Origin of the sequence: Fimbriimonas ginsengisoli Gsoil 348, from assembly GCF_000724625.1 — a bacterium.
Classification (GTDB): Bacteria; Armatimonadota; Fimbriimonadia; order Fimbriimonadales; family Fimbriimonadaceae; genus Fimbriimonas; species Fimbriimonas ginsengisoli.
This window is the reverse complement of the sequence record NZ_CP007139.1, coordinates 3,241,502-3,268,234: the sequence shown is the minus strand read 5'-3', so window position 1 is coordinate 3,268,234 and position 26,733 is coordinate 3,241,502. Positions and strand designations below refer to the sequence as shown.

24 protein-coding genes and 1 tRNA gene are annotated in these 26,733 nt (G+C 60.0%); 12 read left to right on the top strand and 13 right to left on the bottom strand.

Going from position 1 to position 26,733, the window contains the following annotated elements; translation table 11 throughout:
- Positions 1-607: 607 nt before the first annotated feature.
- On the top strand, positions 608-1,600 hold the full coding sequence (gene bet, locus OP10G_RS24765) for a phage recombination protein Bet (protein WP_025229662.1): 993 nt from the start codon (positions 608-610) through the stop codon (positions 1,598-1,600).
- Between the two features lie 130 nt (positions 1,601-1,730).
- On the opposite strand, the gene OP10G_RS24760 is transcribed toward bet, so the two are convergent.
- On the bottom strand, positions 1,731-2,525 hold the full coding sequence (locus tag OP10G_RS24760; protein ID WP_025229663.1) for a prepilin-type N-terminal cleavage/methylation domain-containing protein: 795 nt from the start codon (positions 2,523-2,525) through the stop codon (positions 1,731-1,733).
- Positions 2,526-2,541: 16 nt separating this feature from the next.
- Positions 2,542-3,267, bottom strand: a complete 726-nt coding sequence (locus OP10G_RS26900; RefSeq protein WP_158409247.1) for a hypothetical protein — start codon at positions 3,265-3,267, stop codon at positions 2,542-2,544.
- Positions 3,268-3,404: 137 nt separating this feature from the next.
- Here OP10G_RS26900 and OP10G_RS14760 point away from each other — a divergent pair.
- Positions 3,405-3,481, top strand: a tRNA-Pro gene (locus tag OP10G_RS14760).
- A gap of 16 nt (positions 3,482-3,497) precedes the next feature.
- Here the strand turns inward: OP10G_RS14760 and OP10G_RS14755 are convergent.
- Positions 3,498-3,884 (bottom strand): type II toxin-antitoxin system VapC family toxin, encoded by a 387-nt coding sequence (locus OP10G_RS14755; RefSeq protein WP_025229665.1) that lies wholly within the window; start codon positions 3,882-3,884, stop codon positions 3,498-3,500.
- Positions 3,881-4,120 (bottom strand): type II toxin-antitoxin system Phd/YefM family antitoxin, encoded by a 240-nt coding sequence (locus tag OP10G_RS14750; protein WP_025229666.1) that lies wholly within the window; start codon positions 4,118-4,120, stop codon positions 3,881-3,883. Before OP10G_RS14750 ends, OP10G_RS14755 begins: the two co-directional genes overlap by 4 nt.
- Positions 4,121-4,277: 157 nt before the next feature.
- On the opposite strand from OP10G_RS14750, the gene OP10G_RS14745 reads away from it, so the two are divergent.
- From OP10G_RS14745 to OP10G_RS14715, 7 genes are all read left to right on the top strand, one after another.
- Complete coding sequence (locus OP10G_RS14745; RefSeq protein ID WP_025229667.1) at positions 4,278-4,910, top strand: hypothetical protein; 633 nt, start codon at positions 4,278-4,280, stop codon at positions 4,908-4,910.
- 11 nt (positions 4,911-4,921) lie between these two features.
- The gene (locus OP10G_RS14740) at positions 4,922-7,996 is read left to right on the top strand and encodes an AfsR/SARP family transcriptional regulator (RefSeq protein WP_025229668.1); all 3,075 of its coding nucleotides are present in this window, start codon (positions 4,922-4,924) and stop codon (positions 7,994-7,996) included.
- A 69-nt stretch (positions 7,997-8,065) separates the two neighbouring features.
- On the top strand, positions 8,066-8,860 hold the full coding sequence (locus OP10G_RS24755; protein ID WP_025229669.1) for a type II secretion system protein: 795 nt from the start codon (positions 8,066-8,068) through the stop codon (positions 8,858-8,860).
- On the top strand, positions 8,861-9,943 hold the full coding sequence (locus OP10G_RS24750; protein ID WP_025229670.1) for a redoxin domain-containing protein: 1,083 nt from the start codon (positions 8,861-8,863) through the stop codon (positions 9,941-9,943).
- A gap of 271 nt (positions 9,944-10,214) precedes the next feature.
- Positions 10,215-12,611 (top strand): PAS domain-containing hybrid sensor histidine kinase/response regulator, encoded by a 2,397-nt coding sequence (locus OP10G_RS14725; RefSeq protein ID WP_144241177.1) that lies wholly within the window; start codon positions 10,215-10,217, stop codon positions 12,609-12,611.
- A gap of 107 nt (positions 12,612-12,718) precedes the next feature.
- Positions 12,719-13,225 (top strand): GNAT family N-acetyltransferase, encoded by a 507-nt coding sequence (locus OP10G_RS14720; protein ID WP_025229672.1) that lies wholly within the window; start codon positions 12,719-12,721, stop codon positions 13,223-13,225.
- Between the two features lie 154 nt (positions 13,226-13,379).
- Positions 13,380-14,231 carry a site-2 protease family protein gene (locus OP10G_RS14715; RefSeq protein WP_025229673.1) on the top strand — a complete coding sequence of 284 codons (852 nt, stop codon included), beginning with the start codon at positions 13,380-13,382 and terminating at the stop codon, positions 14,229-14,231.
- An 88-nt stretch (positions 14,232-14,319) separates the two neighbouring features.
- Here the strand turns inward: OP10G_RS14715 and OP10G_RS14710 are convergent, their stop codons facing one another.
- Together OP10G_RS14710 and OP10G_RS14705 are read right to left on the bottom strand one after the other, a co-directional pair.
- Positions 14,320-14,904 (bottom strand): hypothetical protein, encoded by a 585-nt coding sequence (locus tag OP10G_RS14710; RefSeq protein ID WP_025229674.1) that lies wholly within the window; start codon positions 14,902-14,904, stop codon positions 14,320-14,322.
- A gap of 65 nt (positions 14,905-14,969) precedes the next feature.
- Positions 14,970-16,307, bottom strand: a complete 1,338-nt coding sequence (locus tag OP10G_RS14705; RefSeq protein WP_038475395.1) for an MFS transporter — start codon at positions 16,305-16,307, stop codon at positions 14,970-14,972.
- Positions 16,308-16,378: 71 nt separating this feature from the next.
- Here OP10G_RS14705 and OP10G_RS14700 point away from each other — a divergent pair, with 71 nt between their 5' ends.
- Positions 16,379-17,113, top strand: a complete 735-nt coding sequence (locus OP10G_RS14700) for a L,D-transpeptidase (protein WP_227624935.1) — start codon at positions 16,379-16,381, stop codon at positions 17,111-17,113.
- Between the two features lie 99 nt (positions 17,114-17,212).
- Here OP10G_RS14700 and OP10G_RS14695 read toward each other — a convergent pair whose 3' ends face one another.
- Complete coding sequence (locus OP10G_RS14695; protein WP_025229677.1) at positions 17,213-17,986, bottom strand: prepilin-type N-terminal cleavage/methylation domain-containing protein; 774 nt, start codon at positions 17,984-17,986, stop codon at positions 17,213-17,215.
- A gap of 535 nt (positions 17,987-18,521) precedes the next feature.
- On the opposite strand from OP10G_RS14695, the gene OP10G_RS14690 reads away from it, so the two are divergent.
- The gene (locus OP10G_RS14690) at positions 18,522-19,730 is read left to right on the top strand and encodes a YARHG domain-containing protein (protein ID WP_025229678.1); all 1,209 of its coding nucleotides are present in this window, start codon (positions 18,522-18,524) and stop codon (positions 19,728-19,730) included.
- Positions 19,731-19,828: 98 nt separating this feature from the next.
- Here OP10G_RS14690 and OP10G_RS14685 read toward each other — a convergent pair whose 3' ends face one another.
- From OP10G_RS14685 to OP10G_RS14675, 3 genes are all read right to left on the bottom strand, one after another.
- A complete protein-coding gene (locus OP10G_RS14685) occupies positions 19,829-20,491 on the bottom strand; it encodes an N-acetylmuramoyl-L-alanine amidase family protein (RefSeq protein ID WP_025229679.1) in 663 nt (220 codons plus the stop codon).
- Between the two features lie 172 nt (positions 20,492-20,663).
- The gene (locus OP10G_RS14680; protein WP_025229680.1) at positions 20,664-22,859 is read right to left on the bottom strand and encodes an ABC transporter ATP-binding protein; all 2,196 of its coding nucleotides are present in this window, start codon (positions 22,857-22,859) and stop codon (positions 20,664-20,666) included.
- Between the two features lie 206 nt (positions 22,860-23,065).
- Positions 23,066-23,896 carry a class I fructose-bisphosphate aldolase gene (locus OP10G_RS14675; protein WP_025229681.1) on the bottom strand — a complete coding sequence of 277 codons (831 nt, stop codon included), beginning with the start codon at positions 23,894-23,896 and terminating at the stop codon, positions 23,066-23,068.
- Between the two features lie 18 nt (positions 23,897-23,914).
- Between OP10G_RS14675 and OP10G_RS14670 the strand changes: the two genes are divergently transcribed.
- The gene (locus tag OP10G_RS14670) at positions 23,915-24,367 is read left to right on the top strand and encodes a helix-hairpin-helix domain-containing protein (protein WP_025229682.1); all 453 of its coding nucleotides are present in this window, start codon (positions 23,915-23,917) and stop codon (positions 24,365-24,367) included.
- A gap of 33 nt (positions 24,368-24,400) precedes the next feature.
- Here the strand turns inward: OP10G_RS14670 and OP10G_RS14665 are convergent, their stop codons facing one another.
- The 3 genes from OP10G_RS14665 to OP10G_RS14650 all read right to left on the bottom strand — a co-directional run bounded on the left by OP10G_RS14665 (position 24,401) and on the right by OP10G_RS14650 (position 26,652).
- The gene (locus OP10G_RS14665; RefSeq protein ID WP_025229683.1) at positions 24,401-24,808 is read right to left on the bottom strand and encodes a DUF6941 family protein; all 408 of its coding nucleotides are present in this window, start codon (positions 24,806-24,808) and stop codon (positions 24,401-24,403) included.
- A 342-nt stretch (positions 24,809-25,150) separates the two neighbouring features.
- Entirely contained in the window at positions 25,151-25,654 is a 504-nt protein-coding gene (locus OP10G_RS14655) for a hypothetical protein (RefSeq protein ID WP_144241176.1), read from the bottom strand.
- Positions 25,645-26,652 (bottom strand): hypothetical protein, encoded by a 1,008-nt coding sequence (locus OP10G_RS14650; RefSeq protein WP_144241175.1) that lies wholly within the window; start codon positions 26,650-26,652, stop codon positions 25,645-25,647. Before OP10G_RS14650 ends, OP10G_RS14655 begins: the two co-directional genes overlap by 10 nt.
- Positions 26,653-26,733 lie beyond the last annotated feature (81 nt).

The window sequence follows — 26,733 nt, the reverse complement described above, 5'->3', positions numbered from 1 at the left end:
ACGCGGCTTCCTGATTCCGGCGCTCTACCATTCGCACGGTGCGGATGGCACGCCTTAGGTGTTTGCAGACATGGCCGCTCCAGTAAGTCGCCCCGGACGGCCCGTGGCGATACATGAAGTCTTTGCAGTTGCACCAGACGTAACCGGTTTCCGGATTGACGCGGCAGTAATAGACACGTCCACGAAGCCGTGAAAAGCTTCGAGCGCGAAAGACGTACGTTCCATCGGCCGTCGGCTCGAGGTGAACGCGACGTACGCACCGGCGAATTTCCCTGTGCGGCGACCCCTTCCTCCGCCCGTCTAAGGGGAGAACGAATTGTTGCGGAATGCTCACCCCGTTCCTACGTTTAGGTAGACACGCATGTTACATTTTAAAGCCACTTCATAGCGTTCCAACCACTACCATTTTCGGGCCAAACTGACTTATAATATGGAAGAAAGCTATACTTTTCCTCGGAAATCGGAGCCGATGCGGCACCGGAGAAAGAGGAATAGACGTAGAAAAACAGGAGATCTTGTCTACTATTTTTAGCCGCCGAGCGGCCACTAAGAAAGCGAGGTTTCCCACCGGGGGAGAGCCCGGTGACGATGGAGGACACGAAACAAAATGGCAGCCAACGCGGCGACCCAAACCGCCGAAATATTGAGGATCTCGCCTCTACCCGTCGAGCCGCAACCCGATTGGGAGGCGAAGATCGATCTCATCAAGCGCACCGTGGCCGCGGGCGCGACTCACGACGAGCTCGAGCTCTTCTTCCACCAAGCGCGACGCGCCGGACTTGATCCGCTGGCGAAGCAGATTTACTTCGTCAAGCGAAAAGGAAAAGGGGTTATTCAGGTCGGCATCGACGGCCTGCGGCTGATCGCCGACCGAACCGGTAAGTACGCCGGAAGCGACGACGCCGAATTCGAAGGCGCCTCAGATCGAGGCTATCCGTCCAAAGCCAAGGTGACCGTGTACAAGATGGTCTCCGGGCAGCGTTGCGCGTTTAGCGCCACCGCTCGGTGGGACGAGTACTACCCCGGCGACGACCAAGGGTTCCAATGGCGCAAGATGCCGCACGCGATGCTCGCGAAGTGCGCGGAAGCGCTCGCCCTCCGAAAGGCATTTCCTTCCGACATGAGCGGCCTTTACATCCATGAGGAAATGGAGCAGGCGGACCTGCCGGCCCCGGAACCCGCGTCCCGGGTTGAACGCGATCCGAACGAGATTCTCGAGGGACGAGCCTTGGCGGATGTCGCGTCAAGAGCCTTCGCCGAGCCGGTTTCGGCGCCAAAAACGGCCGAGTCTCCGGAAGGCAAGATCGCCTTTGGCTACGTGCCGGTTCGCTGGCCGATGCCCAAGATGTTCACCGACCCGCTGACCGACAGCCAGCGGAAGATGATGGCGAGCAAAGCTCGCGAGCGGATGATCCCCGAGGAAGACGTCCCCACCATCCGCCACCTCGTCATGGAGGCGTACGGATTGGAGGACGACTCCAGTAAGGCCGTCGCCTCGCTCTTCATCGACTGGCTCATCAACGCCGACGAGGAGCATCTGGATATGGCCACCGCCGCCGCGGAAGCCATCAACGCCGGCGAGCCGCTCGATCTGGATTAAGCGAGCTTGCTCGCCTTGGGAGTGCGCGACCTCGGTCGCGCTTTTCCCTGAAATGGTCCCTCTACTTTTCGGGAGAGGGACCAGCTTTGGAGTGCGAGACCTAGAGGTCTCGCACTCCAAAGCCCGAGGCTTATCGCAGCCGCCAGACGATTCCGGTATTTACGTCGTTGATCTTTTTAGCTGAGTAATCCTTGGCGTGACCGTCCCCGAAGATCACGAACGAGACGCCGTCGTCGCTGCCCGTCTTGAGGTAACGGGCGTAGATCGGCTTCAGCTTTTCGGGAGGCAGCCCGCTCGGCCCCAGCTCTTTAATCAAGTCCCGGTCGCTGGCAAGGGGAGGAGATAGCGCCGGATTCTCCGGGTGGGGAGTGCCGTTATAAGGGCTGAACTCGTAGCCCAAATATTTGTCGCTCACTTCGCCACCGGGCGTCAGAGCGAACAGCGCCATATTAGACGGCTGGTCCTGCTTGTCGAACCCGGCGACCGATTTGAAAGCGACGCAATCCTCAGCCGCGTTGTCCTTGCACCCCTGCGAGTGGTCGTAGGCGGTCGAGCTGTTGTAGCCGATCGTCTGCCAACCCCGGAGGTCCCAACTGCTGGCGAATTTCCCGTCCGAGCCAGGGGCGATGAAGACCTTTTCGCTCTTGACCATCGGCTCGAGAACCGTGGTCCACAGCCGCTCGGGCGATCCTTCCGGCGCCGTGTAGTTGGTGGAAGGGAGCAGCTTGTTGTCGGCCTGCTCCAGGTACATGATCATAGAGGTCCCAAGCTGCTTCGCTTGAGCCATGGCGGTGGTTTTAAGGCCGCTATCCTTGGCGCGGGCGAACACCGGAAACAGGATTGCAGCGAGGATTGCGATAATCGCGATGACGGCTAGCAGTTCCATGATGGTGAAACCGCGTCGGAAGGTGGCTCGATGGCTCATAAGAAGGGTCCTCAGCTCATTCACCTGAATCGCTTTGGTCGTTGGTTTGCATTGTCGAGAGTGAGCCGCGCATTGCGCCAGGAGAATCCGCCTTTTGCGGCTTAAGCCCCATTCGCAACAATTGAACCAAAGGATTTCCTTCCGGGTGTCGACGAAGGTAAATCGCCTCGGCTCCATTGCACGACGCGACGACGGAATCGGGTCCCGTCCAGGAGAGGTCCAGCTTCATAGAGGTCGGCAGAATTCCCGCCTGCGCCTCCGATGCTTGAATTGAGTTCATTGCGACGAGCCGACCCGATACCAGGTACTTGCCCTGGGCATCCGTCTTCCCTCCCCCACGCTGGAAAGCCAGCTTTACGCTGCCGTCTTTGCTGAACTTTAGGGTGCCTTTGTTGACCCGGTTGGCCGCGAAAACAGACTTCCCTTTTTTGATTTCGAGCGTCTTCACGATCTCCCACTCGCCTACGACGCTGTGGTGCCGGCCCTGACCGAAGAGGGAACGGACCAACTCCCAGTCGTCCTCCCATGGCTTGAAGACCCAAGCCCCCACTCCGGCCATTCCGAGCGCGAGGGTTACCAAGAGTCCGCGCGCCGAACCCGGCTCCACGTACTTTCGATTTCGCTTCTTCTTCTTTTTGGGCAGCTTATCTAGGCCTGCTCCGACCGGAACGAAGCCGCACGAACGGCATTTGTCTCCGCCCATCCATGCAACACCGCATTTAGGGCACCGATCTAGGTCCATAGACCCATTATAAGGTCCTCCCTCTTGGCAACTGCAACAAACAAGGCGGTCTTGCGGTCTAAACCGCTCGGGTCCTTTTAGGGCCCGGACCGGGGATGCAATCGCCGCTACCCTCGCGGTATAGTCTAACCCTCAGTCGGGATGTGGCTCAGCTTGGTAGAGCGCTGCGTTCGGGACGCAGAGGTCGAAGGTTCGAATCCTTTCATCCCGACCAATCCCCTTTTCTTCCTCTAAACGAGCTCGATGTTGCCTGCGTATCTCCCGATCATTGGATCGGGGGTCAGGAGTGTCATTCGCTCTTCTCCGGCTTGCGCGATGAGCAGCCGGTCGAACGGATCGCGATGAATGTTGGGAAGCCGGGCAACGGCCAAGACTTGATTCGCGCTGACCGGCAGTTCGATGTATCCGTGTTCCTGTAAGCGGTTGCGGAGAATACGGGCATCGACCTGAAAATCGTCCCGATTCAGTGATTGCTTAATCACCACCTCCCAGAGGCTGACCACGCTGAAGAAGAGCTCGTTTGCCTCGTCTTCGATTAGAGCCAGCGCTTTGGTCGAGAGCCGCCGATCTCCGGCCGCCGCCCAGAGCAGGAGTTGTGTATCGAGGAGGCAAGTCATGGCCGAAGTCCGAACATCTCCTCGATAGCTTCCGCACCCATCTGGTCAAAATCCTCAGGGACAGAAATCTCACCCGACATAAATCCGATCCTTCCTTTGCGCGGCTCCGGGTCGATCGGAACCACGCGAACCAACGGTTTGCCCGCCTTCGCAATCACAAACGGCTCTCCCTTAGCCGCCATCTCGATCAAGCGAGAAAGGTGGGTCTTCGCCTCATGAATATTGTAGGTTCGCATAGGTGCCAGACTTAGTTTACTAGACTTAGTCCACTGGCGCGAACGAGCCTATATCACGGTTGGCATCCTGCCCCACGACTCTAGAAAGGGACGCCACTACCAAACACTGCGCCGCCCCTGAACCATAATGAACCCAAGGGGTAATCCCCGCACATAAATGGAATACAAACCAAAGGGACGCAGGCCGGCTGCGCCGGCAAATAGGGAGAAGCTTCCCGCCGGAATCCGGCGCGGAGAAAACCGGCGAATTTACGTCGACTTCCAGGAGCGCTTCCTCGACGGCACGGCGTTCCGGCGGACGAAAGACTTCGACCCTGAAGCGCTCAAGGTCGCCCTTAACTTCCTGGCTCGCGCCAAAGCCGAGTTCGCTCGCGGCAATGGCGTCGGGGAGCCTGAGACGCAGGACGGGGTCCTCACCGTCGCCGCCTGGTGTGAGCACTGCCTCACCGTTGCCATGCCCGCGCAAAAGAACGGAAAGAGCCCCAAGTACAGCGACGAATCGCTGGTGAACTTCCGCCAGGTCGTGCAATCCAACATCGTGCCCCGCATCGGAAAGATCCGAATCGACGAGCTCACCAAAGCCGCCGTTGCCGACCTGATCTCCGCCCTTCCGTCAGACGAAGCGCGTGCGAAGACTCTCTACGTGCTGACGCGCGTGATGGAGCTTGCCGAATCGAAGGGGAAACGCAAGAAGGGCACCAACCCCTGCAAAGGGGTCTCGCCCAACCAAATCCGCCGACCCGATCGGGCCAAGACGCGACCCAGTAACTGGCGAGAAGAACCGGCGTAGGATCGGAGAAGGTGGCAAAAGTTTGGCAGATCGAGATGCTGGGCGCCCTACGGGTCACCGGCCAAGACGTCTCGATCGATCGTTTTCGAACGCGGCGTGTCGCCCTCCTCCTCGCCTATCTCGCCTGCTATCGAAACCGGGTCCATTTCCGCGACGAGGTCGGCGAGCTACTATGGCCGGAAACCGACCCGGTCGCCATCGGCCGTAACCTGCGGCAAGCGCTCACCTCCCTCCGCCACGTCGTCGAACCGCCGCCCCTTCCCCCCGGCTCCATCCTTCAAGTTCAGCAAGCGAGGCTGCGCCTCAATCCGGAGCTTGTCTCCACCGACGTCGGAGAATTCGAGCAGTCGATTTCCGAAGCTCGCCGAAAGGGAGACGCTCCCGAGCGCATCCCGCTGCTCCGTCGGGCGATCGACCTATACAAAGGCGAGTTCCTCCCCGGCTACAGCGAAGATTGGGTGACTCAAGAGCGTCTGCGGCTCGACGATCTTTACGTCTATTCCCTACGCAAGCTGATCGACCACTGCAAGCAGACGAAGAACCCCGAAGAATCCGTTTACTACCTTCGGCTCGCCCTGGAAAAGGAGCGGCTAAACGAAGAGCTCCACGTCTGCCTGATGGAGGAATACCTCGCCTCCGGACGCCCGGCGAGCGCGATACAACAGTTCGAGGACCTCCGGCGTCAACTAGAGGATCACCTCGGAGAGGAGCCAGGTCAAGCCGCCTTCGACCTCTACGAAAAGGCACAACGGACGACCGATCCATCGGTTCAAACGCCGACGCGCCGAGCCGCTCCGAACCCGCCGCCACGCCTACAACCCGAAATCGAAGAGGAAGGCGCGCCGGCGCCTACCGTACGACTTCCGGTGCACCTCACGCGGTTTTGCGGCCGGCAAGAGGAGGTCGCCTACACCCTCGATCACCTTCTCTACCGAGACGTCCGCCTCACCACCCTCCTTGGCCCCGCCGGAACCGGCAAAACTCGGCTGGCCGCCGAGGTCGGACGGCGGTTGGCGGAGACCGGCGAATGGAACGTCTGGTTTGTACCCTTGGCCGATGTTTCGGACGGTTCCACGGTAATGGATGCCATCTTCGAACTGCTTAAGGCCCGAGGCGCTGGAAATCAGGATCCCCTCGACCGCCTCCGAAACACCCTCCACGGCCGGCAAAACAATCTTCTCATTCTCGATAACCTCGAGCACATCGTCGAGGACGCGGCGCCTGTAATCGATCGGATCGCTCAAAAGGTTCCTGAGGTGCGGCTCCTCGTGACCTCGCGTCAGTCTCTCCGGCTTTCTGTCGAACATCAAATCCCCGTCCCGCCCCTGCCGGTTCCCCCCTCAATCTCCGCCCCCGAAGACCTGACCGAGTTGGCCCGGTTGGCGGAGTGCCCGAGCGTGCAGCTATTCGTCGATCGATGCCAAGCCATCCGGCCCGATTTCCAACTGACGACGCACAATTCCCGGGCAATAGCGGCGATCTGCGGCAAGCTCGAGGGAGTTCCCCTCGCCATCGAGCTTGCTGCGGGACTCTCGGGCTCCTTCCCTCCGTCCCAAATGGTCTATCACCTGCAAAAGCGGCTAACCGCGCTGACGAGCCGGCGACGGGACCTGCCCGCGAGACACCGCAGCTTGCGAGCGGCCATTGATTACAGCTACGAGACGCTTCCCGCCGCTCTACAACGCTTCTTCGCATCGCTCTCGGTTTTTCGTGGCGGTTTCAAGGTCGAAGCCGCCTACGAGGTCTGCTTCCGCGATCGCTTCGAACCGGCGTGCGAAGACGCCTCCATGCGAACGGTCCCCCTGGACGACTGCCTCAACCTCTTGATCGAGCTACAGGAACGCTCCCTCCTCCGAACCGAGGAGGCCGACGAAGAGTGCGAGCTTTCCTTCCGCATGCTCGAGTCGTTCCGCGAGTACGCCGAGGAGCACCTGAGCGAGGCTGAGCACCATGACCTATGCGCCCAGCACGGAGAGTTCTATCGCCGGCAACCCCCAAAAACGACCTTTGCCCTCTCCGCCGAAGAGCGAACAAAGCGCCATCTCTGGATTGAATCGGAATACGAAAACTACATCGCGGCCATCGACTTCTACTTCCGCGAACAGGCCTTCGAACCCTGCATCGAGCTCTTGGAAATATTGGCGACCACTTGGGCGAGCCGTGGCCCGCGAGGCGCCGAGCGGAGCTACATCCGCCGCATCGCAAATCGGTTAGAGGGGGAGACGATCGACCCGGCGCGGCACATTCTGCTGCTCAGGATGCTCGGCACGACTCATATCCGCAGCCTGGAATACGCCGCCGCGCACCAGATCTGTATAAAAGCGTTGGCCATCGCGGAACGGCACGCCCTCAGCGACCAGATCGCCGTGTGCCATACGGCGATCGCCACCTGCGCGGGATACCTGGGCAACCTCGATGAGTGCCTGGTCTTAAGCGAAAAAGTGCTGGCAACCGTCCCCGAAGAAAATCTTCTCCAGAGGGAGCGAGCCTACTTGGGAATCGGCGCCGTCCATTGGGGCCGCGGAGCGCTCGACGAAGCCAATCGCGCCTTCCAACGGGCGGCGGACATCTCCGCGAAGCGGCTCGGCGGCGATCCCGAGGCGCTCATCCTCTCGAACCTCGCCCGCGTCTCTCTCGACACCGGGCGACTCGATGAAGCGATGACGAGACTCGGCGAGACGATGCGCATCTGCGGGCGCTTACACGACGATTTCGGCATGGCGACCTGCCTCTCGCTCGTGAGCCGCTATCACTGGCTAAAACGAGATCTCGCCGCCGCCGTGGCAACCGGTTTCGAAGCGCTGACCAAATTTCGGCAAGCGGATTTCTCCCATTACAGCCTCGTGGGCATCTTCCAACAAGCCTTGATCCTCGTCGATATCGAGGAATGGGAGGTTGCGGCAACTCTCTTGGCGACCACTCAAGGGATCGGAAGGGCGGCTCGATTGCCGGACGAATGGGACCATGCGGCGGCAATCGGCAAAATCCGGCTGCACTTGGGCGCGGCAGAGTTCGAGCGAGCTTGGGCTAGGGGTTTGGCCATGGACACCGAAGAAGCATTTCGCCTCGCCTTGCGCTTCAAATAGAAGTTGTTGATATTTGGTTGACGGGCCCGAGATACGGTCACTGGGTTATTTCGCTTTGGAGCCCTTTCTATGAACCGTATCAATTCCCCCTCCGCGCGACGTGCGTTCACCCTCATTGAGCTTCTGGTCGTGATCGCGATCATCGCGATCCTCGCCGCCATCCTCTTCCCGGTTTTCGCCCAAGCCAAAGAGGCAGCCAAAAAGACGAACTGTCTTTCGAACCTCAAGCAGATCGGCCTCGCCACGATCATGTACGCGAACGACTACGACGACACGATCTACCCGTTCCAATACAACATCGACGGCGCAGATCCCGGGGTGCGCATGTGGTTCGGACAGTCTCGCGCCAGCAACCCGACGTGGGATTTCAATAACGGGTTCGTCGGCCCCTACATGAAGAACGGACAGATCGTCGACTGCCCCTCCGCCACCGGCATCACCAAGGGCGCGGCCGACATGCCGGTCGCCTACGCCGTCAACTATCACCTCTTCCTAGACCTCTCAACCGGTTGGATTTCCACCAACTTCAGCTCGGTCGAAATGCCGGCCGACACCGTCCTCATGGCCGACGCCGCCGCGCTCTACGGGCCTAACCTCGCTCGATACAATATCCTCTGGGTCAACATGGGACCGTATTTCGTCCACGCCCTTCACGGCGGCGACATGGCGAACGTCGCCTGGCTCGATGGCCACGCCAAATCGCACAAGCTTTACTACAGCGGCGTCTCGAACTATGGAATCTCGCCCGAAACGATGAAGTCGAAGCACCTCGGCTACTTGTTGAAGTACCCGAAGGAGATTCCCGCCTCGCCGATGCTCTCTGCCAAGGACGAGTACCACTACCTGCTCGCCAAACCGAACTAGATGATCAACCTTCGCCTACTTGCCCTCTCCGGACTCATCCCCGCCGCTGCCGGCGCCCATGCGGGCGCCGGCGTCCGGACCTATCTCAACATCGGCGATCCCGCGCCCAGCATCGCGGGCGTAAAGTGGTTGAAGGGCGTCCCAATCACCTCATTCAAGAAAGGGGATGTCTACGTCGTCGAGTTCTGGGCGACTTGGTGCGGCCCTTGCAAGGAGAACATTCCGCACCTTACCGAGCTCGCCAAGAAATACAAAGGCGCCGCCTCCATCGTCGGAATCAGCATCTGGGAATCGAACGATCCTACTTCGTCGGCCTACCTCGATAAGGTTGAGGCGTTCGTCAAGAGCCAGGGTGACCGGATGGATTACAACGTCGGCGCCGACGGTCCCGAGGGAAAAGTCGGCAAAGAATGGATGAGAGCCGCCGACGAGAACGGGATTCCAACCTCTTTCATCGTCGGTAAAGACGGCAAGATCGCCTGGATCGGTCATCCGGCAAATATGGAAGCTGTCCTCACTCAGGTGATCGACGGCAAGTTCGACGTGGCCGCCGCTCGATCGCGGCGCGCGACCGACGTCGAGACCACCCGGCCGATCCGGGAGTCGATGGCGGCGAAGAACTACGGCAAGGCGTTGAAGCTTATCGACGCCGCCGTCGCAAAGAAGCCGGATCAGGAGCGGTTCTACACTTACGATCGATTGGTCGCCCAGTACCACGTCGCGCCCAAAGATGCGATGGTCGCATCCGAGAAGATCCTCGAGCAATCGAACGGCGAGATCGGCGCCTACCGAATGATCGTCTCGATCTTCGCCAGCCAAAAGGACCTCACCCCATCGGTCTATCGGTACGGCAAGAAGCTCGCCGAGAAGGCGCTCGAAAAAGGCGAGATGAAGTACATGTTCCTCGCGATGTCCGCCGAAGTGAGCTCGAGCCTCGGCGAGTTTTCCGAGGCGGTCAAATCTCAGGAAGAAGCGGTCACCGCAGCCGAATCCGACACCCACGCCCCCGCCGAGTTCGTCCAGTTCCTCAAGAAGAAGCTGGATGAATTCAGAGCCCAGGCAAAGAAGGCGAAGGCGCTTTAGCTGGCTTGCGGCGCCTGAACGACGAGGCGGAGGTAATCACCGGTTACCTCCGCCTCGTCGCTCTTCGATGTGCTGAGGGTGCCGGTCTCGTTCCAGATCTACGTCGACGTCGAAAGCCGCCGTCGCCGAAATTTAGCGCCCGGCGTAACAACCGCAAAGTAGTCGCGCACCCAAGGTCGGATCGCCCGACCTTCCTAGTTAATCGCTTAACAACGGCCTAACGCACCCAATTCGCCAGGCAGTGGGCGGCTTCAAGTATAACCACGGCCAGATGTCGAAAACGGAGCCGCCCGAGATTCCAAACCCGGCCCCCGACGAGGGAGTCGAAGGAGAAAGGTTTTTTCGTGTCGGCATCGACATGAGGCACGTAGCGAACCTGGACGGGTTCTTACTGCGCGTGAATCCGCGCTGGGTCGAAGTGTTGGGCTGGAGCGAAGAAGAACTCACCAGCCGCCCCTGGACGGAGCTCGTCCACCCAGACGACTTGGAGCGCACGACTTCCGCCTGGCAAGAGCTTGTTGCAACCCAACGCACCCTCGATTTCGCGAATCGATTACGAACGAAGGATGGCTCGTACCGATGGATCGAGTGGCGAGCCGAGGTGTACCCCGAAGAGGGACTCGCCTACGGCACCGGCCGAGACGTTACGCGAGAGCGAGAAGCCGAAAACGCCCTCAAGGAAAGCGAACGCCGGTTTCGCGGCACATTCGAAGCCGCTCCCATCGGAATCGCCCACGTGGGCTTGGACGGTAGTTGGCTCCGCATCAACGATGCGCTCTGCCGGATCGTGGGATACACCCGCGAAGAGCTCCTGGGAAGGACATTCGGAGACATTACCCACCCGGACGACTTAGAGGCCGATTGGGCCCTTGCTAAGAGCGTAGCGGCCGGCGAAATCCCGACCTACTCTATGGAGAAGCGCTACATCCGCAGCGACGGCTCGCTGGTCTGGGTGAACCTCACCGTTTCAATGCTTCGCGACGAGCGCGGTGAGCCGGTTCACTACGTTTCCATCGTCGAGGACATCAGCGAAAGAAAGCAAACCGCGGAGGCGCTACAAGAAAGCGAAGACCACTTTCGGTTCATGGTCGACTCGAATCTTCAGGTCCCCTGGACCGCCGATCCGGACGGAAAAATCAGCGACTTCTCAGAAAGGTGGATCGCCATCACCGGACTCACCAGAGACGAGGCGATGGGTGAGGGCTGGGTGCAAGTGCAACACCCGGACGACCTCCCGATCATGACTCGGGCATGGTCCCATTCCATCCGGACGGGCGAGCTCTATGAAGTCGAACACCGTGTGCGAATGGCCGACGGCGCCTACCGGTGGATGCACTCACGGGCAGTGCCGAGACGTGACGCCGAAGGCAAGATCGTCCGCTGGTACGGCGACACCGAGGATATCCACGAGCGCCGAATGGTGGAGAGCCGCCTTTACGATCTCGTCCACGAACGAACGCGAGAGCTCCGGGCGGCCAACGTCAACCTAGTATCGGCGCGCGATGCGGCGCTCTCCGCTTCGAGAGCGAAATCGGAGTTCCTGGCCAACATGAGCCACGAGATTCGAACGCCGCTAAACGGCGTTCTCGGCATGACTTCGCTTCTGCTTTCCAGTTCTCTCGAAGGCCAGGCGCTGGCGGCGGCTCGGACCATCGCATCGAGTGGCGAAACCCTTTTGCGCGTGATCGACGATATTTTGGATCTCTCGCGAATCGAGGCGGGACGTCTCGATATCGAGCGCGTGGGGGTCGACTTAGCCAAGATCGCGTCGGACGTCGTAGCGTTGTACCAAGAGCATGCCCGCCAAAAAGGGCTCTCGCTCCTGTGTATCGGCCCCAGCGCCGCCGTTCCCGCGGTACTCGCCGACCCTGTGCGTCTCCGCCAAGTTCTCGCCAACCTCGTCTCTAACGCCGTCAAATTCACGGAGCAAGGGAGCGTGGAACTTGCCTGGAGTTGGACCCTTTCCGACGGAAACGTCGACGCCGTTTTCAAGATCGTCGACACCGGCATCGGCATCTCCCCCGATCGGCTGCAGGCCGTATTCGACAGCTTTACGCAAGCCGACGGCTCTACCCAACGCCGGTACGGCGGGTCCGGTCTCGGCCTTACGATCTCCCGCCAGTTAGTCGGTTTGATGGGAGGCCAAATCACCGTTCAGAGCGAGGTAGGCAAAGGCACGAGCTTTACCGTCCAACTTCCCCTCGAAGTCACGGACACTCGGGCGCAGGAAGAATGGAACTCGGAAGAAATCAGCCCGGTTGCTACCAGCCTGCGCATACTGCTTGCGGAAGACAATGAGGTGAACGTGCTCGTTGCGCAACGAATGATCGAGTGGTGCGGTTGCACCGCCGACGTAGCGGAAGATGGCCTGCGAGCGATCGCCATGTGCGCCGAAAACGAATACGACCTCATCCTGATGGACGTGCAGATGCCCCTGTGCGACGGCTTGGAAGCGACGCGAGCAATCCGCAGTCGCGAGGCCCTGACCGGAGGTCGGCGCGTTCCCGTCGTCGCGCTCACCGCGAATGCCATGCGCGAAGATCGCGACGAATGTCTTGCCGCCGGAATGGACGGATTCCTCGCCAAACCGATCACCCTCGGCGCCCTCAGCCAAACCCTCGCCGGCTTCGCGGCCAGCGTCAACCGAGACCTAGCCGTGCCTGAGTAAGAATTCGAATCTCGGTAAGGAACCGATGCCACACGGACTTGATGAGCGAAGTGGCTTCGACAAATGATTACTGCTCCGGTTGTCTGCACTGATCACGGCTTAACGAAATGATCGTCGTCCGCAAGTTACGTCCCCAAGAGTGGAAGGTTTACAAAGCGCTCCGCATGGAGTCGCTTTCCACCGATCCCCAAGCGTTTGGAGCCCTCCTCTCCACCACTTTGGAAAGGCCCGACGAATACTGGGCGGCCCGCCTGCAAGACTCGCTCGCGGATAGTGGACACTCCCTCCTCTTCGCAATGAAAGAGGAGCGCCCCGTCGGCATGGTCGGCTGCTTTCCCGACGAGGAGCCTCGCACCGCGTACGTGATCAGCATGTACGTCACGCCGTCCGAACGCGGTCGGGGTGTATCTCGGCTACTTATGACCTCGCTTCTTGAAGAGCTGAGCGAGAATTTCGATACCGCCATCCTCGACGTGAACGTGCTCCAAACCCCCGCCGTCTCCCTCTACCGCTCCCTCGGCTTCCAGGTGTACGATGAAATCGACGTCACCCGCTCCGACGGCAGCACCCTCCGGGAATTTCGAATGCGCCGGACCCTCAAATCCCCCACGTAGATACATCGAATTTTTCCTGAACGGGAATCGGGCATGCGGTAATGAGAAACTTGCCTCATTCTCGTTCCCGGCTTTTCAGGAAAACCTGCATCGTTTCCCCAGGAGGTTACGTTGCAAGGAGTAGGTCTCGAAAATCGAAAAGACCGGCCGCACCATGAACCGTTCCAGCATCACCTCGTTTCTGAATTGGTCGGTTCGTGTGGGCCGGATCTTCGGAATCCCGATCGATCTCCACATTTCCCTCCTATTCTTCTTGCTCCCCGCTTTGTCGGGAGCAAGGATGGATCTCTTCCACGGCATCGAGTACGCCGCACTGATCGTGTTCAGCATCTTGTGCCACGAGTTGGGTCACGCCCTAACGGCGAAGAGGCTGGGGATGAGTGGTCTATCGATCATGCTGCACGGCTTCGGCGGTTTCGCCACCTCCAGCGGCTACCGCAACCCGACCCAACGACTCAAGGTGGTCTTGGCCGGCCCCGCCGTGACCTTCGCCCTCGGCCTGATCTGCCTCGGTCTCGGAACGCTGGGATCGGGCCTGGGCTCAGAACTTGGCTACCAACTTTTCCTGATCCACTTTGTGGGCGTCATCAACATTTGGATGGGTTTCCTGAATCTCGTGCCCAGCCTCCCGTGGGATGGCGGCCAAGCACTTCAGGCGATCCTCGAGCACAAGCATTCTGAGTTCAAGGCGATGCGCGCGGTGGCCCACCTCGGCCTCATCATCACGCCTCCGATCTTCATCTACAGCCTCGTCGCCGCCCGCGGCTTCGCCGAGCTATTCGCCGCCATCGGCTTCATCACCTCCCTCATGACCCTCCTCAGTTCCGGCGGCGTCAAGTTTGGCGAATTCGCCGCCGACCGCCGCTCCCGTAAGGAGGAGGTCGCCTTCAAACAGCAATCCCGCGCCCGAAACGACGCCTACATCGAAGAAGTGTACGAACGCGAGCGCCAACGCGACGAAAAGGAGAGGCTGCGAAAGCTATTCGAAGGCTCTGGCAAAGATTAGCTTCCTCTGGAGAACGGAGCCCCCTCTCCCTCCTTCGAATGTACGTGCCGAACGAGGGAGAGGGCTTTGGGGGTGAGGGAGTCCGGGGCTACTTGGAAACCACGGCGATCGACGAGACCGAGCCGTTCTTCTTGAAATTTGGTCCGAAGGCTAACGTAGCTTTGACAACCACGCTACTTCCCTCGACGGTGACGATCGGCGCCGAGCTATAGCCAAAGCCGGCATCGGTAATGACGATCTTTATCGTTCCATCTCTAGACATAAGCGCATAGCCGGAAGCCGGTTTGGTGGGCCAGAGCTCACCGCGACCCGGATCGTAGCGGTAGCGATTGGACACCTCGTCGAGACGCTCGTTCGTGACCCCATAGCGAGCCAGCGCGTTCAACAGGGCCGCCTTATTCCGCTGGACTTGCTCCGGCTGCGGCTCCGTGCCGGGGCGCGCAGGGGTTACGTGAGAGAACGCCTCCCGAAAGACCTTGACCGGCACGCCAAGGGCGCCCGCTACCAAAACGACCGGTCTTCCCCGGTCGACGGGATCGGTTTCGTGCCCCCCGGAAAATCTCAGTTCCCGCCGCTCTGCCGAGTAATCCAGCGCCTCGTGTCCGATCGCAACGCCGATAATGCCCGCCAGCCCCAAAAAGAAACCGCCCTTGGCCAACTCCGCAAATCCCATGATGAGGGGAGCTTATAGGGCGGATATTTGAATTTTATGAGGAAACGACTTCGAGCCACGACGGCTCAAACGTCGACGAGCGATTGACCCTTGGTCTCCGTAATCCAGGGAACAAGGAACAGCCCAAGCAACGGGATCACGCCGACCCAAAAGAGCACCCGGATCGCCATCTCGTCGGCATTGGCGCCACTCGCCGCGATGCTGCCGACGAGGAACGGGCCAAGCGCGGCCACGAATCGCCCGGAGTTGTAACAGAACCCCGAGCCCGTTCCCCGAAGACGGGTCGGAAAGAGCTCCGGGAGGTAAAAGGTGAAGCTGCCGAAAACGCCGAAAACCGACAAGCCAATGAAGAAGTAACCCCAAAGCCGGTCGTGCGGAGCAAGGTCTAAGCCAAACGTGCCCAAGATCGACAACGCGGCGAGGAAGAAGTAAAACCGGAACATCGTCTTCCGGCCATAAAACTTGGCGATGGGAATCGTGATGAGCGTCCCCAAGAGCCCGCCGAGGTTGAAGCAGTTGGTGGCAAACTTCTTCCATTCCTCGCCGAGTTGTCTTGCCGCATCGGCCGCCATATGCTCATGTCCGGCGAAGTTCGCGGCAAGGCCGGTCGCGACGACCGGAATGAAGGCGTTGACGCTCCACCAGGAGATGAGAGCGACCATCGCCATGGCCAGTCCGCCCAATGTAATCCGCCGGTAAGCCGGAGTGAACAGCTCCGCGATTCGGGGGCGCGCCGCCTCTCCCAGCGCCTGCCACCGTTCCGGCTCCTTCACAAAAACCCGCACGACAAGCGCCACCGCGGCGGGAATAAGGCCCGCCAGGAAGACGTACCGCCAGGCCATGTGAGGATCGCTCTTGAAAAAGACTCCCTGGATTTGGAAGGTGATGTAAGTAGCCAGAAACAACCCTACCGGCCCGGAGGTGTAAAGCAAGGCGCCAGCCTCGACCCGGCGCTTCTCGGGCACCACCTCGGCGACCATCGCGGCTCCGGCCGCCCACTCGCCTCCGATGCCAAGGCTTGCGACGATCCTGAACAGCATCAGCATCCAGATGTTCGGCGCCACCGCGCAAAGCGCGGTGCCCACCGCGTACAGAAGCATGGTGATTAGCAGCGTCTTGGTACGGCCGATCCGGTCGCACACTCTCCCGAAGACGATTCCGCCGACTCCCCACCCGACGAGGAGAAGCGAGGTGAGGATGCCGGTCCAAGTCAACGTGGCCGACTTGGCCGCCGGCGTCCCGAGCGTGATGCCGAGAAGGGTCGGCACGCAGTTCGGGGCGACGTAATTAAAGAGCAACCCGTCGAATACATCGAACCCCCACCCCAGCCATGCCGCCAGAAGAACGGTCCACTGGTACCCGTTCATATCCAGAACGGTCCGCCGGCCAGCCACGTTGCTCATTGCCATATTGGCTCCAAGATAGGGGGAAAGGAGCCTCGCGTCAAGGAACCTCTTCGACAATGGAAGGTCAGATGGTCGTGCCCTCCTTTTTACTGACGCTTAGCGCCACTGTATTCACCTGTTTGACCCACGCCGCCCCGCTTGCAACCATTGACGCGATTACCTTCGCCGACCAACCCAACCGCCTTTATTTGCCGATGCGCGACGTCTCTCACATGCTGCGCTGGCAGATCGGCCGCAATGCCGCCGGACTTACCTTGCACGGCCATTCCGTGCCCATGAGCACGTTGCGTTCTACTCAAATGGGAGCGCGGCTCATCGCAGTTTCATGGCTAAGCAAAGCAGGGGCGATTGTCAACTCGAATTCAAAGACTGGCCTTACGACCGTAAAAGATGCAAAACGAGTGGGCCGCGCCTTTTACGTGCGTCGGGGCATGAAGCGGGTGTTCGTCAATAAGAAGACTCAGATGATGGTCGCCTTCCAGGGCCGCCGAACGGTCTTTCGAAGCAAAGTCAGTACCGGCCGCGAAGGCAAGAACACCCCTTCCGGGATCTTCCGCGCGGATGGACAAAAGGAGAAGGTGCACCTCTCTCACCTGTACGCCAACGTTCCCCTACCGTGGGCGGTGCACATCGTCGGCAACATCTTCATCCACGGCTACGGAGCGTCGGCCGGCCACTCCTCGCACGGCTGTATCCGCCTCCCGATGTCGGGAGGCAATCCAGCCCGTTGGTTCTACTACTGGGTCGAACGAGGCACCCCGGTGACGATTCTTGGTAAGTGGCCGGCGGGGGCGAGGCGTTAAGGCCTTGGCCTCGAGCGCCGCGGGACGGATAGGACCCATGTGCCCCATCTGACCTATCGTCAGGGCAAAGCCCAGTCAGCGCCCAACGCCCAACACCTACTACTCCAAGTCGAATAAATCGTCCGTATGGAGATCCCCGTCACCGTCGATCTCGCCTAGCGAGATCGGGGTGAACTCGCCGGCGTTGTAAGCCCCGCCGTATCCGAAGACGCCGACGCGGAGAACCGGTCGGCGCGTCTTCACATGGCCGTCGCACCATAGAACCAGCCCCTGGCCCGCATGGCGGCCCTGGAATGTCGGATACTCGCTGCTCGGAGGCTCCAGGTAGCCGTTCGCCTCAGGGTGGTGCGGCGTCAAGAAGCTCATTCGGGCGGATGTGGCAAACGCCACCGTGTCGGCCGACGCGCCGATCTGGCCGTAGTTCACCGGAACCGGGATCTCGTTGTAGCTGGAATCGTAGTTCGACGGCGACAGATACACGTAGTTGTAGCCGTATCCGTTTTCGCCGAGGGCGGCTCGAAAGCCCTCCGGCATCGTGGGATCGCTGCCGACCCCCTTGCTCCTGGTGTACGGGAACAAGAAGCCCTTCTTGGGATCAAGGGTTTGGGTCGCGTTATTCCACTCTCCCCAAAAATAGACGGCGTGATCCGCATCGGCCCCCGGTAGACGAATCCGCATAAGCGTGTCGTCGTAGTCCGAGTTGTACATCAGCCAAGCGAGACCGGTCTGCTTGAGGTTCGAGGTCGATTGCGTCTTCTTCGCGGCGGCTTTGGCCTGGGCGAAGACGGGGAAAAGGATCGCCGCCAAAATCGCGATGATCGCGATGACGACGAGTAGCTCGATAAGTGTGAATGCTCTGCGAGAGCGGGTCATTTACGTACCTCCCAATGCGCTGTGACGGCGCGGTCTTGGTGAGGCCGTCGAACGGAACAGGAGGAGGAACGGAAGTGAGCAAAAGCCCAACCCGCACCTGCTCACCTATGCTCGTAGGCGACAGCGTCACGATGTCCTCTCGCGAGGCGGGTAGTTGGACTCTTCCGACTGGCCGAAATTTGGAAACATGCTCCAAATCGTCGACCGCCGGAAACACCATTGCGGCACAGTGCCGGATTCTCACCGGACTTCCCCCGGCTCAGACCGATCTCTTCAGAACGGCCCTCGCGAGTCCAAAGAGAGTACCTTCCAGAGCCCCCTCCTCGTCGCACGAAAGCGTCAGTCACCGCCGTCACGGTCGATTTGCGATGAGGAGGGGGTTGGGGGTGGAGAATTCCGGACGTGGCACGGGCGGCTCGCCCTGGGTATCAGGGGCGGCTCGCCCCTGTAAAGATAAAAGGACTTTCGCCAAGCCTATTGCTGGAGGATCAAACCTCGAATACAATCTGCACAAGCGCTGGCGGACGCCTAACGAGTGGCAGCCACGGTGCAGAGGAAATATACGAAACACCCCCTTCTGGCGAGCCTCTTCTTGTTCGTCGTCCCTTGTGCGTTTGCCCAAGATCCCTACCCGGCTTTACACCGCCTCGAGTCGTTCGACTTCAAAAACCGGCTACTGACGAAGGCCGACCTCGACCGCCTCAACAAAGAAGACAACCCGATGGGCGACGACGAGGTGGCCTCGATCGTCTTGCTGCGCGGTGTCGTTTTCGGCAAACACGGGCGGATCTTCCACGAGCCGAAGATCCAGGATTTCCTTAAGAAGCGTCCCTGGTATCGCCCGGACCCAAAATTCAGCAACGCCGAGCTGAACGACACCGAGCGAAAGAACATCGACCTCATCCGGGAAGCGGAATCCCATAACCACTGGCGGATCCAACCCGGCGACCTCCGGTTTTGGCAGACCAAGCGCTTCGACAAGAAGCTTTCCGCCGACCAGGGCTACAGCATCGCGGACCTCCGCATCATGCAAGCCGAAATCGAAGCGATCCACGGCCGAACTTTTCCCGGCGAGCCGCTGCTTCAGAAGTATTTCGACGAGCGATATTGGTACAAGCCAGACCCGAGCTATCGCGCATCGAGCTTGTCGAAGATCGAGCGAGAGAATCTCGCCGCCCTAAAGACGGTTGAACAGAAGATCAGAGGAACGACGTTCGTTCCGGCCGACGTCATGACGTACGCCGACAAGCCGATTCCGGAGAAAGCGCTCCATAACCTTTCGCTCTATGAGTTGCGGGTCACCCGAAACGCGATCTACGCCATGCGCGGCCGTCGCTTTAAGACTCCCTGGCTCCGCGAATACTTCGCGAACGTTGAGTGGTATTCCCCGCTCCCCGAAGGGCAGAACGAAAAGCTAACCGCCACCGATTCGGAGAACCTCAAAACCATCGTCAAGCTCGAACAGCGTCTCCATGACGATTTGACTCAGAAGCCGATTCCCCATCAACGCCTGACTGGCCTGTTCGTCGAGGACCTTCGCAAGCTCGCCAACGAGATCCCCGCCCGCCACGGCAAAGTCTTCGCCGACCGAGCCCTGCGGAACTACTTCTCGTCGCTACCCTGGTACAAACCGAACCCAAGGTTCACGCTCAAGTCGCTCTCCAAGCAGGAGAAAGAGAACTACGAGTTCCTTCTTCTGGCGGCGAAGAACACGACAAAGCAGTTCGCCATGGAAGAGGGGTGACCAACTTCAACCTTGCCACCGCGTGTCGGTGGCCTCTAAGTAGCATCGGCTCCCAGCCGATGAACGGACCCCTTCCCTTCATCGGCTGGGAGCCGATGCTACTTTTGCTTCACGGCGGCCAATACACCGGCCGCGAGCGCCTCTACCATCTTGGCTCGACCCGATTTGGACAAGATAAACGCCTCGTCCTTACGGTTCGTAAGCACGACCATTTCGACCAGCACCGCCGGAACCTGGGAGAAGATCGATCCCGTTAAGGCGCCTTGCTTTGCCCCGACGGCAGTTTGGGCGTCGGTCTTCAAACCATTATCGCGAACCGATCCTTTGAGGCTTTTCGCCATCGCCGAGTGAACGAGTCCGCCCGCCCGCTTGCTGGCTTCGATGACCTCCTGCGACGGACCGGTCACCCCGGCCGTGGTCCCCGGCTTCGCCGGGTAGTAAACCGCGAAGCCGGAGCCGTTACTCGCGTCGCAGTGAAGCCGGATCATCAGGGCCGCGTGGGCCGCATTCGCGATCTCGGCCCTCCGCCGGTTGGTGACCTTCTCCCGCTGACTCTGCTTCGTAAGCAGCACGTCGATCCCTTCACGCCGCAGGCGCATCTGAAGCGCCTTGGCGATCTGCCAAGCGATCCCAACCTCGGTCGACCGCTTCCCCTGCGTCCCAATTCCAACCTCCGAAGGGTGCCCCGGATCGATGCAAACCGTCTGCGCCGACGCCACCGAGGCCAATCCAAGGAGAGACAGCAACAGCCAACTTCTCATCCCGTTACCGTACCCGCCGTGGCACTGGCATCTTGCCAGTGGGTCCCAAGGGCATCCTGCCCTTGGCCCTTTTCACACAATCAGAGGGTCATGCGGTTCATCGGCTGGGAGCCGATGCTACGTTCACACGACCAGGATGGTCGTGATACACACGGGCTGGAAGCCCGTGCCACTACTCCTCAACGAGGTAGTTCGACTTGATTTTGTTGACTTCCATTTGCATGTCGACCAACTTCTTATAAATCCCGTCATCTTTCGCCAGAAGCTCCTCGTGGGTGCCGACCTCCGCGACGCGCCCATCGTCGATGACGACCAGTCGGTCGGCATTCCGGAGGGTCGACAAACGGTGGGCGATGGCGAAGACCGTTCGCCCCTCGACAAGGTTCTCGAGTGCCTCTTGGATCTGCCGTTCGGTCTCCGTGTCGACGCTCGCCGTCGCCTCATCGAGGATCAGCACCTTCGGGTTGTGCAGGATCGCCCGAGCGATCGCGATCCGTTGCCGCTCGCCGCCCGACAGTCGCTGACCCCGCTCACCCACGTAGGTGTCGTACCCATCGGGGAAATTAACGATGAAGTCGTGGGCATTCGCCGCTTTCGCGGCGGCCAAAACCTCCTCCAAGGAGGCGGTCGGGCGCCCGTAGGCGATGTTGTCCCGCACCGTGCCTGGGAAAAGGTAGCTCTCCTGAAGGACCACGCCGACCTGCCGCCGGAAGTCGTCGAGCTTCACCTTCCGCAGGTCGATTCCATCAATCGAGATCGTCCCTTGCGTCGGATCGTAGAACCGCATCAGCAGGTTGATCAGCGTCGACTTGCCCGCGCCCGAGTGGCCGACGAGGCCGATCATCTCCCCCGGCAGAACGTCGAGGTCTATTCCATGCAGCACCTCGCGCGCCTTGTCGTAACCGAAGTGGACGTCCTCGAATTTCACCCCTCCCTTCACTTTCGGAATCGCGACCGCGTCCGGCGCTTCCTCGATGTCGATCGGAGTGTCCATCACCTCGAACACCCGCTCTGCCGCGGTAAGGGCGCGGGTCGACCAGTCGATGATGCGTTGCAGCATCATCAGCGGCCCTTCCAGCCGCCCCACGTACGCGAGAAACGCCATCAGCTCGCCGATGGTCATCACCCCGCTGAGCACTCCCCGGCCCCCAACGTACCAAACGACGATGGTGCTGAGCGCCATCGTGAACGTCACGAACGGGAAAAAGGTGGCCCAAGAAGCTTCCGCGTCATAGCCGCTGTTCGCCAGATCGGCGATCCGCCGATTGAAACGGGCGACCTCCCGGTTTTCTCCATGGAACGCCTTCACCACGCGCGTTCCCTGAAGAATCCCGTTGAGCGTCCCGCTCATGCGTGACCACTGGTGGTGCACCCGGCTCCAGACCCGATGCATTCGCCGACGGAACCAACGGACCGCCATAAACACGAATGGCAGCGGAAGAATCGCCCACACCGCCACCTGCCAGTTGATCACGAGCAGCATGATCGGGATGCCGATCAAAAGCGCGATCTGGTTCAACACGACCGGAATGCCGTCCACCAGCACGTCGTACAGCGCGGTGGTGTCATTGGTCATCCGCGACATGATCGACCCGACGTTTCGCTTATCGTAAAAGCTAAGGCTAAGCGCCTGAAGCTTCTCGAACAGTGAGTGCCGGATCGAGATCGTGATCTGCATGCCAAGGTAAGCGACGTTCCGTCCTCGCGCCATCCGAACGACCGTGATCGCCGCCTGGGCCGCCACCATGCCCAGGATGAGAGGCACGAAACTAGCTTGAGCTCCGTGCCGCAGCACGTCGTCGACCAGGTGCATCGTCAGGTAAGGCGGGATCAGCTCGAGGGCGGTGCCGCCGAGCGTGCAGATCGTCTGCCAAATGAGTCGGCTTTTAAACGGATGCGTGTACTCGAATAGCCTGAGCAGCGTCTTTCCACGGTTGACGCACCCTTCACAGACGTCGCTATGCTCCGGCAGCGGACGCGCGCATTTGGGGCAAATCCGAACCTGGTCTTCCAGCTCCGGCATCGGCTCCCCCTTGAGGAGAGCTGAAAGCCGCTTTTCCGCCCCGGCAACGATGAGGCTCCGCTTGTTCGTCGCGCGGATCAACTCGACGCTCGACCCCTGATGGTCGGCCACCAGCGCGGAGGCGTCGACCAGGTCTTCCACACGGGGATTCTTGAGCTCGCTGAGTTCATACGAGACGAGCAGATCCTCGCCCAGCGGGGTCGACTCGAGCCGGTACGCACGCCGGTCCGTAACCACCAGCCTCGACTCCCCTAGGCGGTTGTCGTGGCGTAAATCCGCCGCCGCCGTGAACCGCGTTTCTTCGGACTCAGGGACCGAATCGGGACGTTCTAAGAGACTGGCCATGGGATAGATCGCAACAATGCGGTCCCGCACCCACCGCCTCCGTCATCGCAAGGGGGGCCGAGGTCACACAGAAGTAACGGTTTACCCGTTCAGCTACTTCTACGTTTCGGAACCCGCCCCCATCAACAAATTTCCGCCCTCTCCTACGTCCGAAGGACGTGTAGCCGGCACCTACGCGTGCCGCATACCTGCCGTCTATCCAAACGCTAGGCCAAATACCGAAACGCCTCAGAAGCCGACACACCATCGTGGACGATCGACATAAGCGCCCGCGTCATCCCCGCCGGATTCGGATGCTGGATGACGTTCCGGCCATAAACGATCCCACTCGCCCCCTGCCGCATCACCGCTTCGGTGCGCCGTAATATCTCGTCGTCCGGCGCCCGCCCGCCGCCCCGAACCAATACCGGGATGCCGCACGTGACCTCGACCACTCGGTGGTACTCCTCGATTTGATCGCACGGGTCGGCCTTGATGACGTCCGCGCCAAGCTCGACCGCTTGGCGAACCAACGGAAGGAGCTTGTCCAGGTCCCCATCGACCATATAGCCACCCGCCTTGTCGTTCGACTGCATCACCAGCGGCTCCACCATGAGGGGCATTCCCGCACGCTCAGTTTGGGCCTTCAACCGGCACACGTTGTCGACACACTGCAGATGTAGCTCGGGCTGATCCGGAAGCAACAGCAGGTTCACGACCACGCACGCGGCGTCCAACCGAACCGCCTGCTCCACCGCGTCTTCGATCATCCGGCTGAATAGGTGACGCGGCAGCTCCTTGCCGTACACATTCGCAACGTCGGTCCGCAGTACCAACGACGGCTTAGATTTACCGGGGATCGCCTGCAGAATCGGCGCGGTTCCCGGAGGGAGCTGGATCGCATCGGGTCCCGCCGCGACGATGGTGGCGACCGCCTTGCGCAGGTCTTCAATTCCGCCGAGAAAACTTCGTTCGTTGAAGAATCCGTGGTCAATGGCGACGTCGAACAGTTTTCCATCCGCCCCCATCAGGCGATTCATGCGCGCGGTCATCCCCATATCGTGCACGATACTTACATGACCAATGCCGAGTTGGCCCAAAAGCTGAAGGATCTCCGGGACTTCCTGATCATCGCCGGATACGAGGAATCGCACGCCACCCGGTACTCGCACATCGCCCGCACCATCGAGAAGATGCCGGAGCAGGTGGAAGATATGCGCCGCGAGGGACGGCTGCAGGAGATTCCCCAAGTCGGCTCCCTCATTGCGCTCTACATCAAGGAAATCCTGGAGACCGGCACCAGCTCCAAGCAAAAGGAGTGGGAGCCGTTCGCTCCGATTTCCGTTCTCGAACTAGTCCGAATCCCCGGCCTCGGCCCCAAGACCGCCGCCACCATGTACCACGCCCACGGCATCGATAGCCTCAAGACCTTACGCGAAGCGCAGGAAAATGGGATTCTAGACGACATCCCCGGCGTCGGTCCGAAGCTGCGCGAGACGATCCGCGAGTATCTAGCGGAACGGCCGTAGCGTCGGCGCCCTCGCCGATGGTTCCGGTACGACCTACTGCGGCTTGTGCTCGATGACGAGGAACTTCCGCGCGCCGATCACCACGCCGTTGTAGACGACCTCGAAAGCGTAGTCGCCGAACTCGTTGAAAGTGATGTTGTTCAGCTCGAACAGCAGGTCGACGACGTCGCCCGGCCCGCGCGCCGGGACCTGCGCGTCCACGTTCAGCATGTCCTTTCCTTCCGGCCCGCGCAAGATAAGCTCGACCCCGATTTCTCGCTCCGCGTTCGTGACCGACGCCATCACGCTCATCCGCGGATGAGTGGCGGGAAGCTGAGCCGCGCCGATCGCATTGAAGATCCCCACGACCGTCTTATTTCCCGATCGCTTATCCTCGATCACCTCGTTGCAAACGAGCGTCGCCACGCACACCGGTCCATCCGAAAAGAATCCGCTAGCCACACCCTAGTGTAGCCCCGAGTCCAGCGACGTGGTTTGGTGTTCGGACTTCTACGGAAGCAGGTCCAGCAGATCACTCACAAGTTCGAAGGCCTCACGGCTCAACAGTCTCCCTTCCTCCGCAGAAAGAGCTCGTCTAGCGTAAACAGCCGGCCCAAGAGAAGTCACGGAAGCGAACGATGCTGAAAGTCTCTCCAGTCCTCGCTCTAGGAGCGCGTTCGGCAAACGTGCCAAGACCTCGTTCGCAATTGCAGGTACGCCGCCCGCGTAGTTACGCAGACAGTAGACAATGTCATAGGCATCCTTCGATTTCATCGAATCGTCTCGCCGTTCGAGGGCAAACGCCTACATCGCTGGAAAACTTGCGATCGAGGTGACGTCGACGCATACGCCCGCGGAAAGCTCAGCCCGACTTGGCCGATCGAAGGCAAGTTCCATTCCCTCGATCACAGTTGCATATACATCTTCCGAAGCGATTTGCACGAAACCGTCGGGCGTTGGAACACCACCGGTCAGTAGATCCACATGCACCATATGAGGCGCCCCCTGGATCTGGAGGACTTTCGAGTACCTGAACGGCTTCTTGACGTCCTGCACAAATAGGCGCCGCTCGAAGAGTTCGTGCAATGTGAGTTCCGAGTTGCTGCGAAGCTTCAAACGATCGAGAACTACGTCGACGTCAACGGTTCCTTCATGTGGCTCAAGGGTCTGTGGAATGAGAAGAAAGGGAGCCGTTCCTCCCGCGATGACAGCCCCGGCGAAGTCTTCTAATACTTCCGCTACTTCTTGCAAGACTGCGTAGGTTGCCTGAATTTGGGTCCGGCTCGCCTCGTCCCGGTTCACTGCCACCTCGGATGGATGACGTTATCCAAAAGGTGTTCGGCGGCGTCTTGACCTCGACCACCCATGTTCGACAGATCTAGATAGGTAAGGATGGGAGAAGCACAAAGAGCACCGTCCCTATCCTCCGAAAATCGAAGTCCTTCAGGATCCTCGTAGATGAAAAGGTTTGGAGTTCCTTCGGCGGGTCGAAGTTCAAGCACCCTATCGAGGTGCAATGGCCAGGCGGCCACGTAGAAGCTCACTCTTTGATGTCGCGTAAAAGGTGCATAGCGATCCGCGGCCGACATCTCGGTAAGAGCGTAGTCGGTTAGGTGACGGGACAGGGACCGCTCAATGTCGGCAGGTCGCTGGAGCGTGAAGAACGTCTTCGTATTGTGTCGCGGCTTGTACGAGCTTGCCCAGTCGGCAAGAAGGCCTCTGGGATCGACCACGTCTAGACCCTCGCGACCAGCTTCGGCAAACGCATTCTTGATGAGAAGTTGGCGGACATTTGAAACCTGGCCAAGGCTAACTTCCGAGCGATGGGCCAGTTCCTCTACCTTCCATCGCCTCATGGGATCTAGAAGAAGTGCGTGAACGACCCTCGCCGCCCGAGGCGTATAGAGCGAGGCAGTTCCTCGCTTCTTCGCAAGAGGATTACTCTTGCCTTCGACGTGGATGAGAATGTTCTCAGTCTGTATGTGGCAGTTTCCGGCCAAGTCCGCCCAGTTAAGTCCCACTTTCTTGCAAATCAGGGCTGATTTCTCGGAGATGGCGGGTGCCACAACCATCGGGAAACATGGCTTTTCTGCATGTTCCTGACATCGTGACCTCATGTAGGCCGCGAGAGACGCTACCTCGTTTGGCCAGAGGTGTTTCTTCGCCTCGATCAGAATCACCTGATTACCTACCGAGACCGACAGATCTATCCCGCAATCGGCGGAAAGTGGAACTGCCTGTATCTCCAAATCGGAAAACACGCTTCGAACCCGGTCGGCAGCACTTTGCAAAAGGGGGTTCGTCATTTTCAGAGTTACGACCTATTTCAACACGCGTTGAAATACATTATACGTCTGAAAACGATCCTTTGGTTAGGCCAGCTGTAG

What these genes read in the sequence shown, in the direction of transcription:
- bet (WP_025229662.1), top strand. Translation starts at nt 608, where the DNA reads ATGGCAGCCAACGCGGCGACCCAAACCGCCGAAATATTGAGGATCTCG.
- OP10G_RS24760 (WP_025229663.1), bottom strand. Translation starts at nt 2,525, where the DNA reads ATGAGCCATCGAGCCACCTTCCGACGCGGTTTCACCATCATGGAACTG.
- OP10G_RS26900 (WP_158409247.1), bottom strand. Translation starts at nt 3,267, where the DNA reads ATGGACCTAGATCGGTGCCCTAAATGCGGTGTTGCATGGATGGGCGGA.
- OP10G_RS14755 (WP_025229665.1), bottom strand. Translation starts at nt 3,884, where the DNA reads ATGACTTGCCTCCTCGATACACAACTCCTGCTCTGGGCGGCGGCCGGA.
- OP10G_RS14750 (WP_025229666.1), bottom strand. Translation starts at nt 4,120, where the DNA reads ATGCGAACCTACAATATTCATGAGGCGAAGACCCACCTTTCTCGCTTG.
- OP10G_RS14745 (WP_025229667.1), top strand. Translation starts at nt 4,278, where the DNA reads ATGGAATACAAACCAAAGGGACGCAGGCCGGCTGCGCCGGCAAATAGG.
- OP10G_RS24755 (WP_025229669.1), top strand. Translation starts at nt 8,066, where the DNA reads ATGAACCGTATCAATTCCCCCTCCGCGCGACGTGCGTTCACCCTCATT.
- OP10G_RS24750 (WP_025229670.1), top strand. Translation starts at nt 8,861, where the DNA reads ATGATCAACCTTCGCCTACTTGCCCTCTCCGGACTCATCCCCGCCGCT.
- OP10G_RS14725 (WP_144241177.1), top strand. Translation starts at nt 10,215, where the DNA reads ATGTCGAAAACGGAGCCGCCCGAGATTCCAAACCCGGCCCCCGACGAG.
- OP10G_RS14720 (WP_025229672.1), top strand. Translation starts at nt 12,719, where the DNA reads ATGATCGTCGTCCGCAAGTTACGTCCCCAAGAGTGGAAGGTTTACAAA.
- OP10G_RS14715 (WP_025229673.1), top strand. Translation starts at nt 13,380, where the DNA reads ATGAACCGTTCCAGCATCACCTCGTTTCTGAATTGGTCGGTTCGTGTG.
- OP10G_RS14710 (WP_025229674.1), bottom strand. Translation starts at nt 14,904, where the DNA reads ATGGGATTTGCGGAGTTGGCCAAGGGCGGTTTCTTTTTGGGGCTGGCG.
- OP10G_RS14705 (WP_038475395.1), bottom strand. Translation starts at nt 16,307, where the DNA reads ATGAGCAACGTGGCTGGCCGGCGGACCGTTCTGGATATGAACGGGTAC.
- OP10G_RS14700 (WP_227624935.1), top strand. Translation starts at nt 16,379, where the DNA reads ATGGTCGTGCCCTCCTTTTTACTGACGCTTAGCGCCACTGTATTCACC.
- OP10G_RS14695 (WP_025229677.1), bottom strand. Translation starts at nt 17,986, where the DNA reads ATGACCCGCTCTCGCAGAGCATTCACACTTATCGAGCTACTCGTCGTC.
- OP10G_RS14685 (WP_025229679.1), bottom strand. Translation starts at nt 20,491, where the DNA reads ATGAGAAGTTGGCTGTTGCTGTCTCTCCTTGGATTGGCCTCGGTGGCG.
- OP10G_RS14680 (WP_025229680.1), bottom strand. Translation starts at nt 22,859, where the DNA reads ATGGCCAGTCTCTTAGAACGTCCCGATTCGGTCCCTGAGTCCGAAGAA.
- OP10G_RS14675 (WP_025229681.1), bottom strand. Translation starts at nt 23,896, where the DNA reads ATGGGGATGACCGCGCGCATGAATCGCCTGATGGGGGCGGATGGAAAA.
- OP10G_RS14670 (WP_025229682.1), top strand. Translation starts at nt 23,915, where the DNA reads ATGACCAATGCCGAGTTGGCCCAAAAGCTGAAGGATCTCCGGGACTTC.
- OP10G_RS14650 (WP_144241175.1), bottom strand. Translation starts at nt 26,652, where the DNA reads ATGACGAACCCCCTTTTGCAAAGTGCTGCCGACCGGGTTCGAAGCGTG.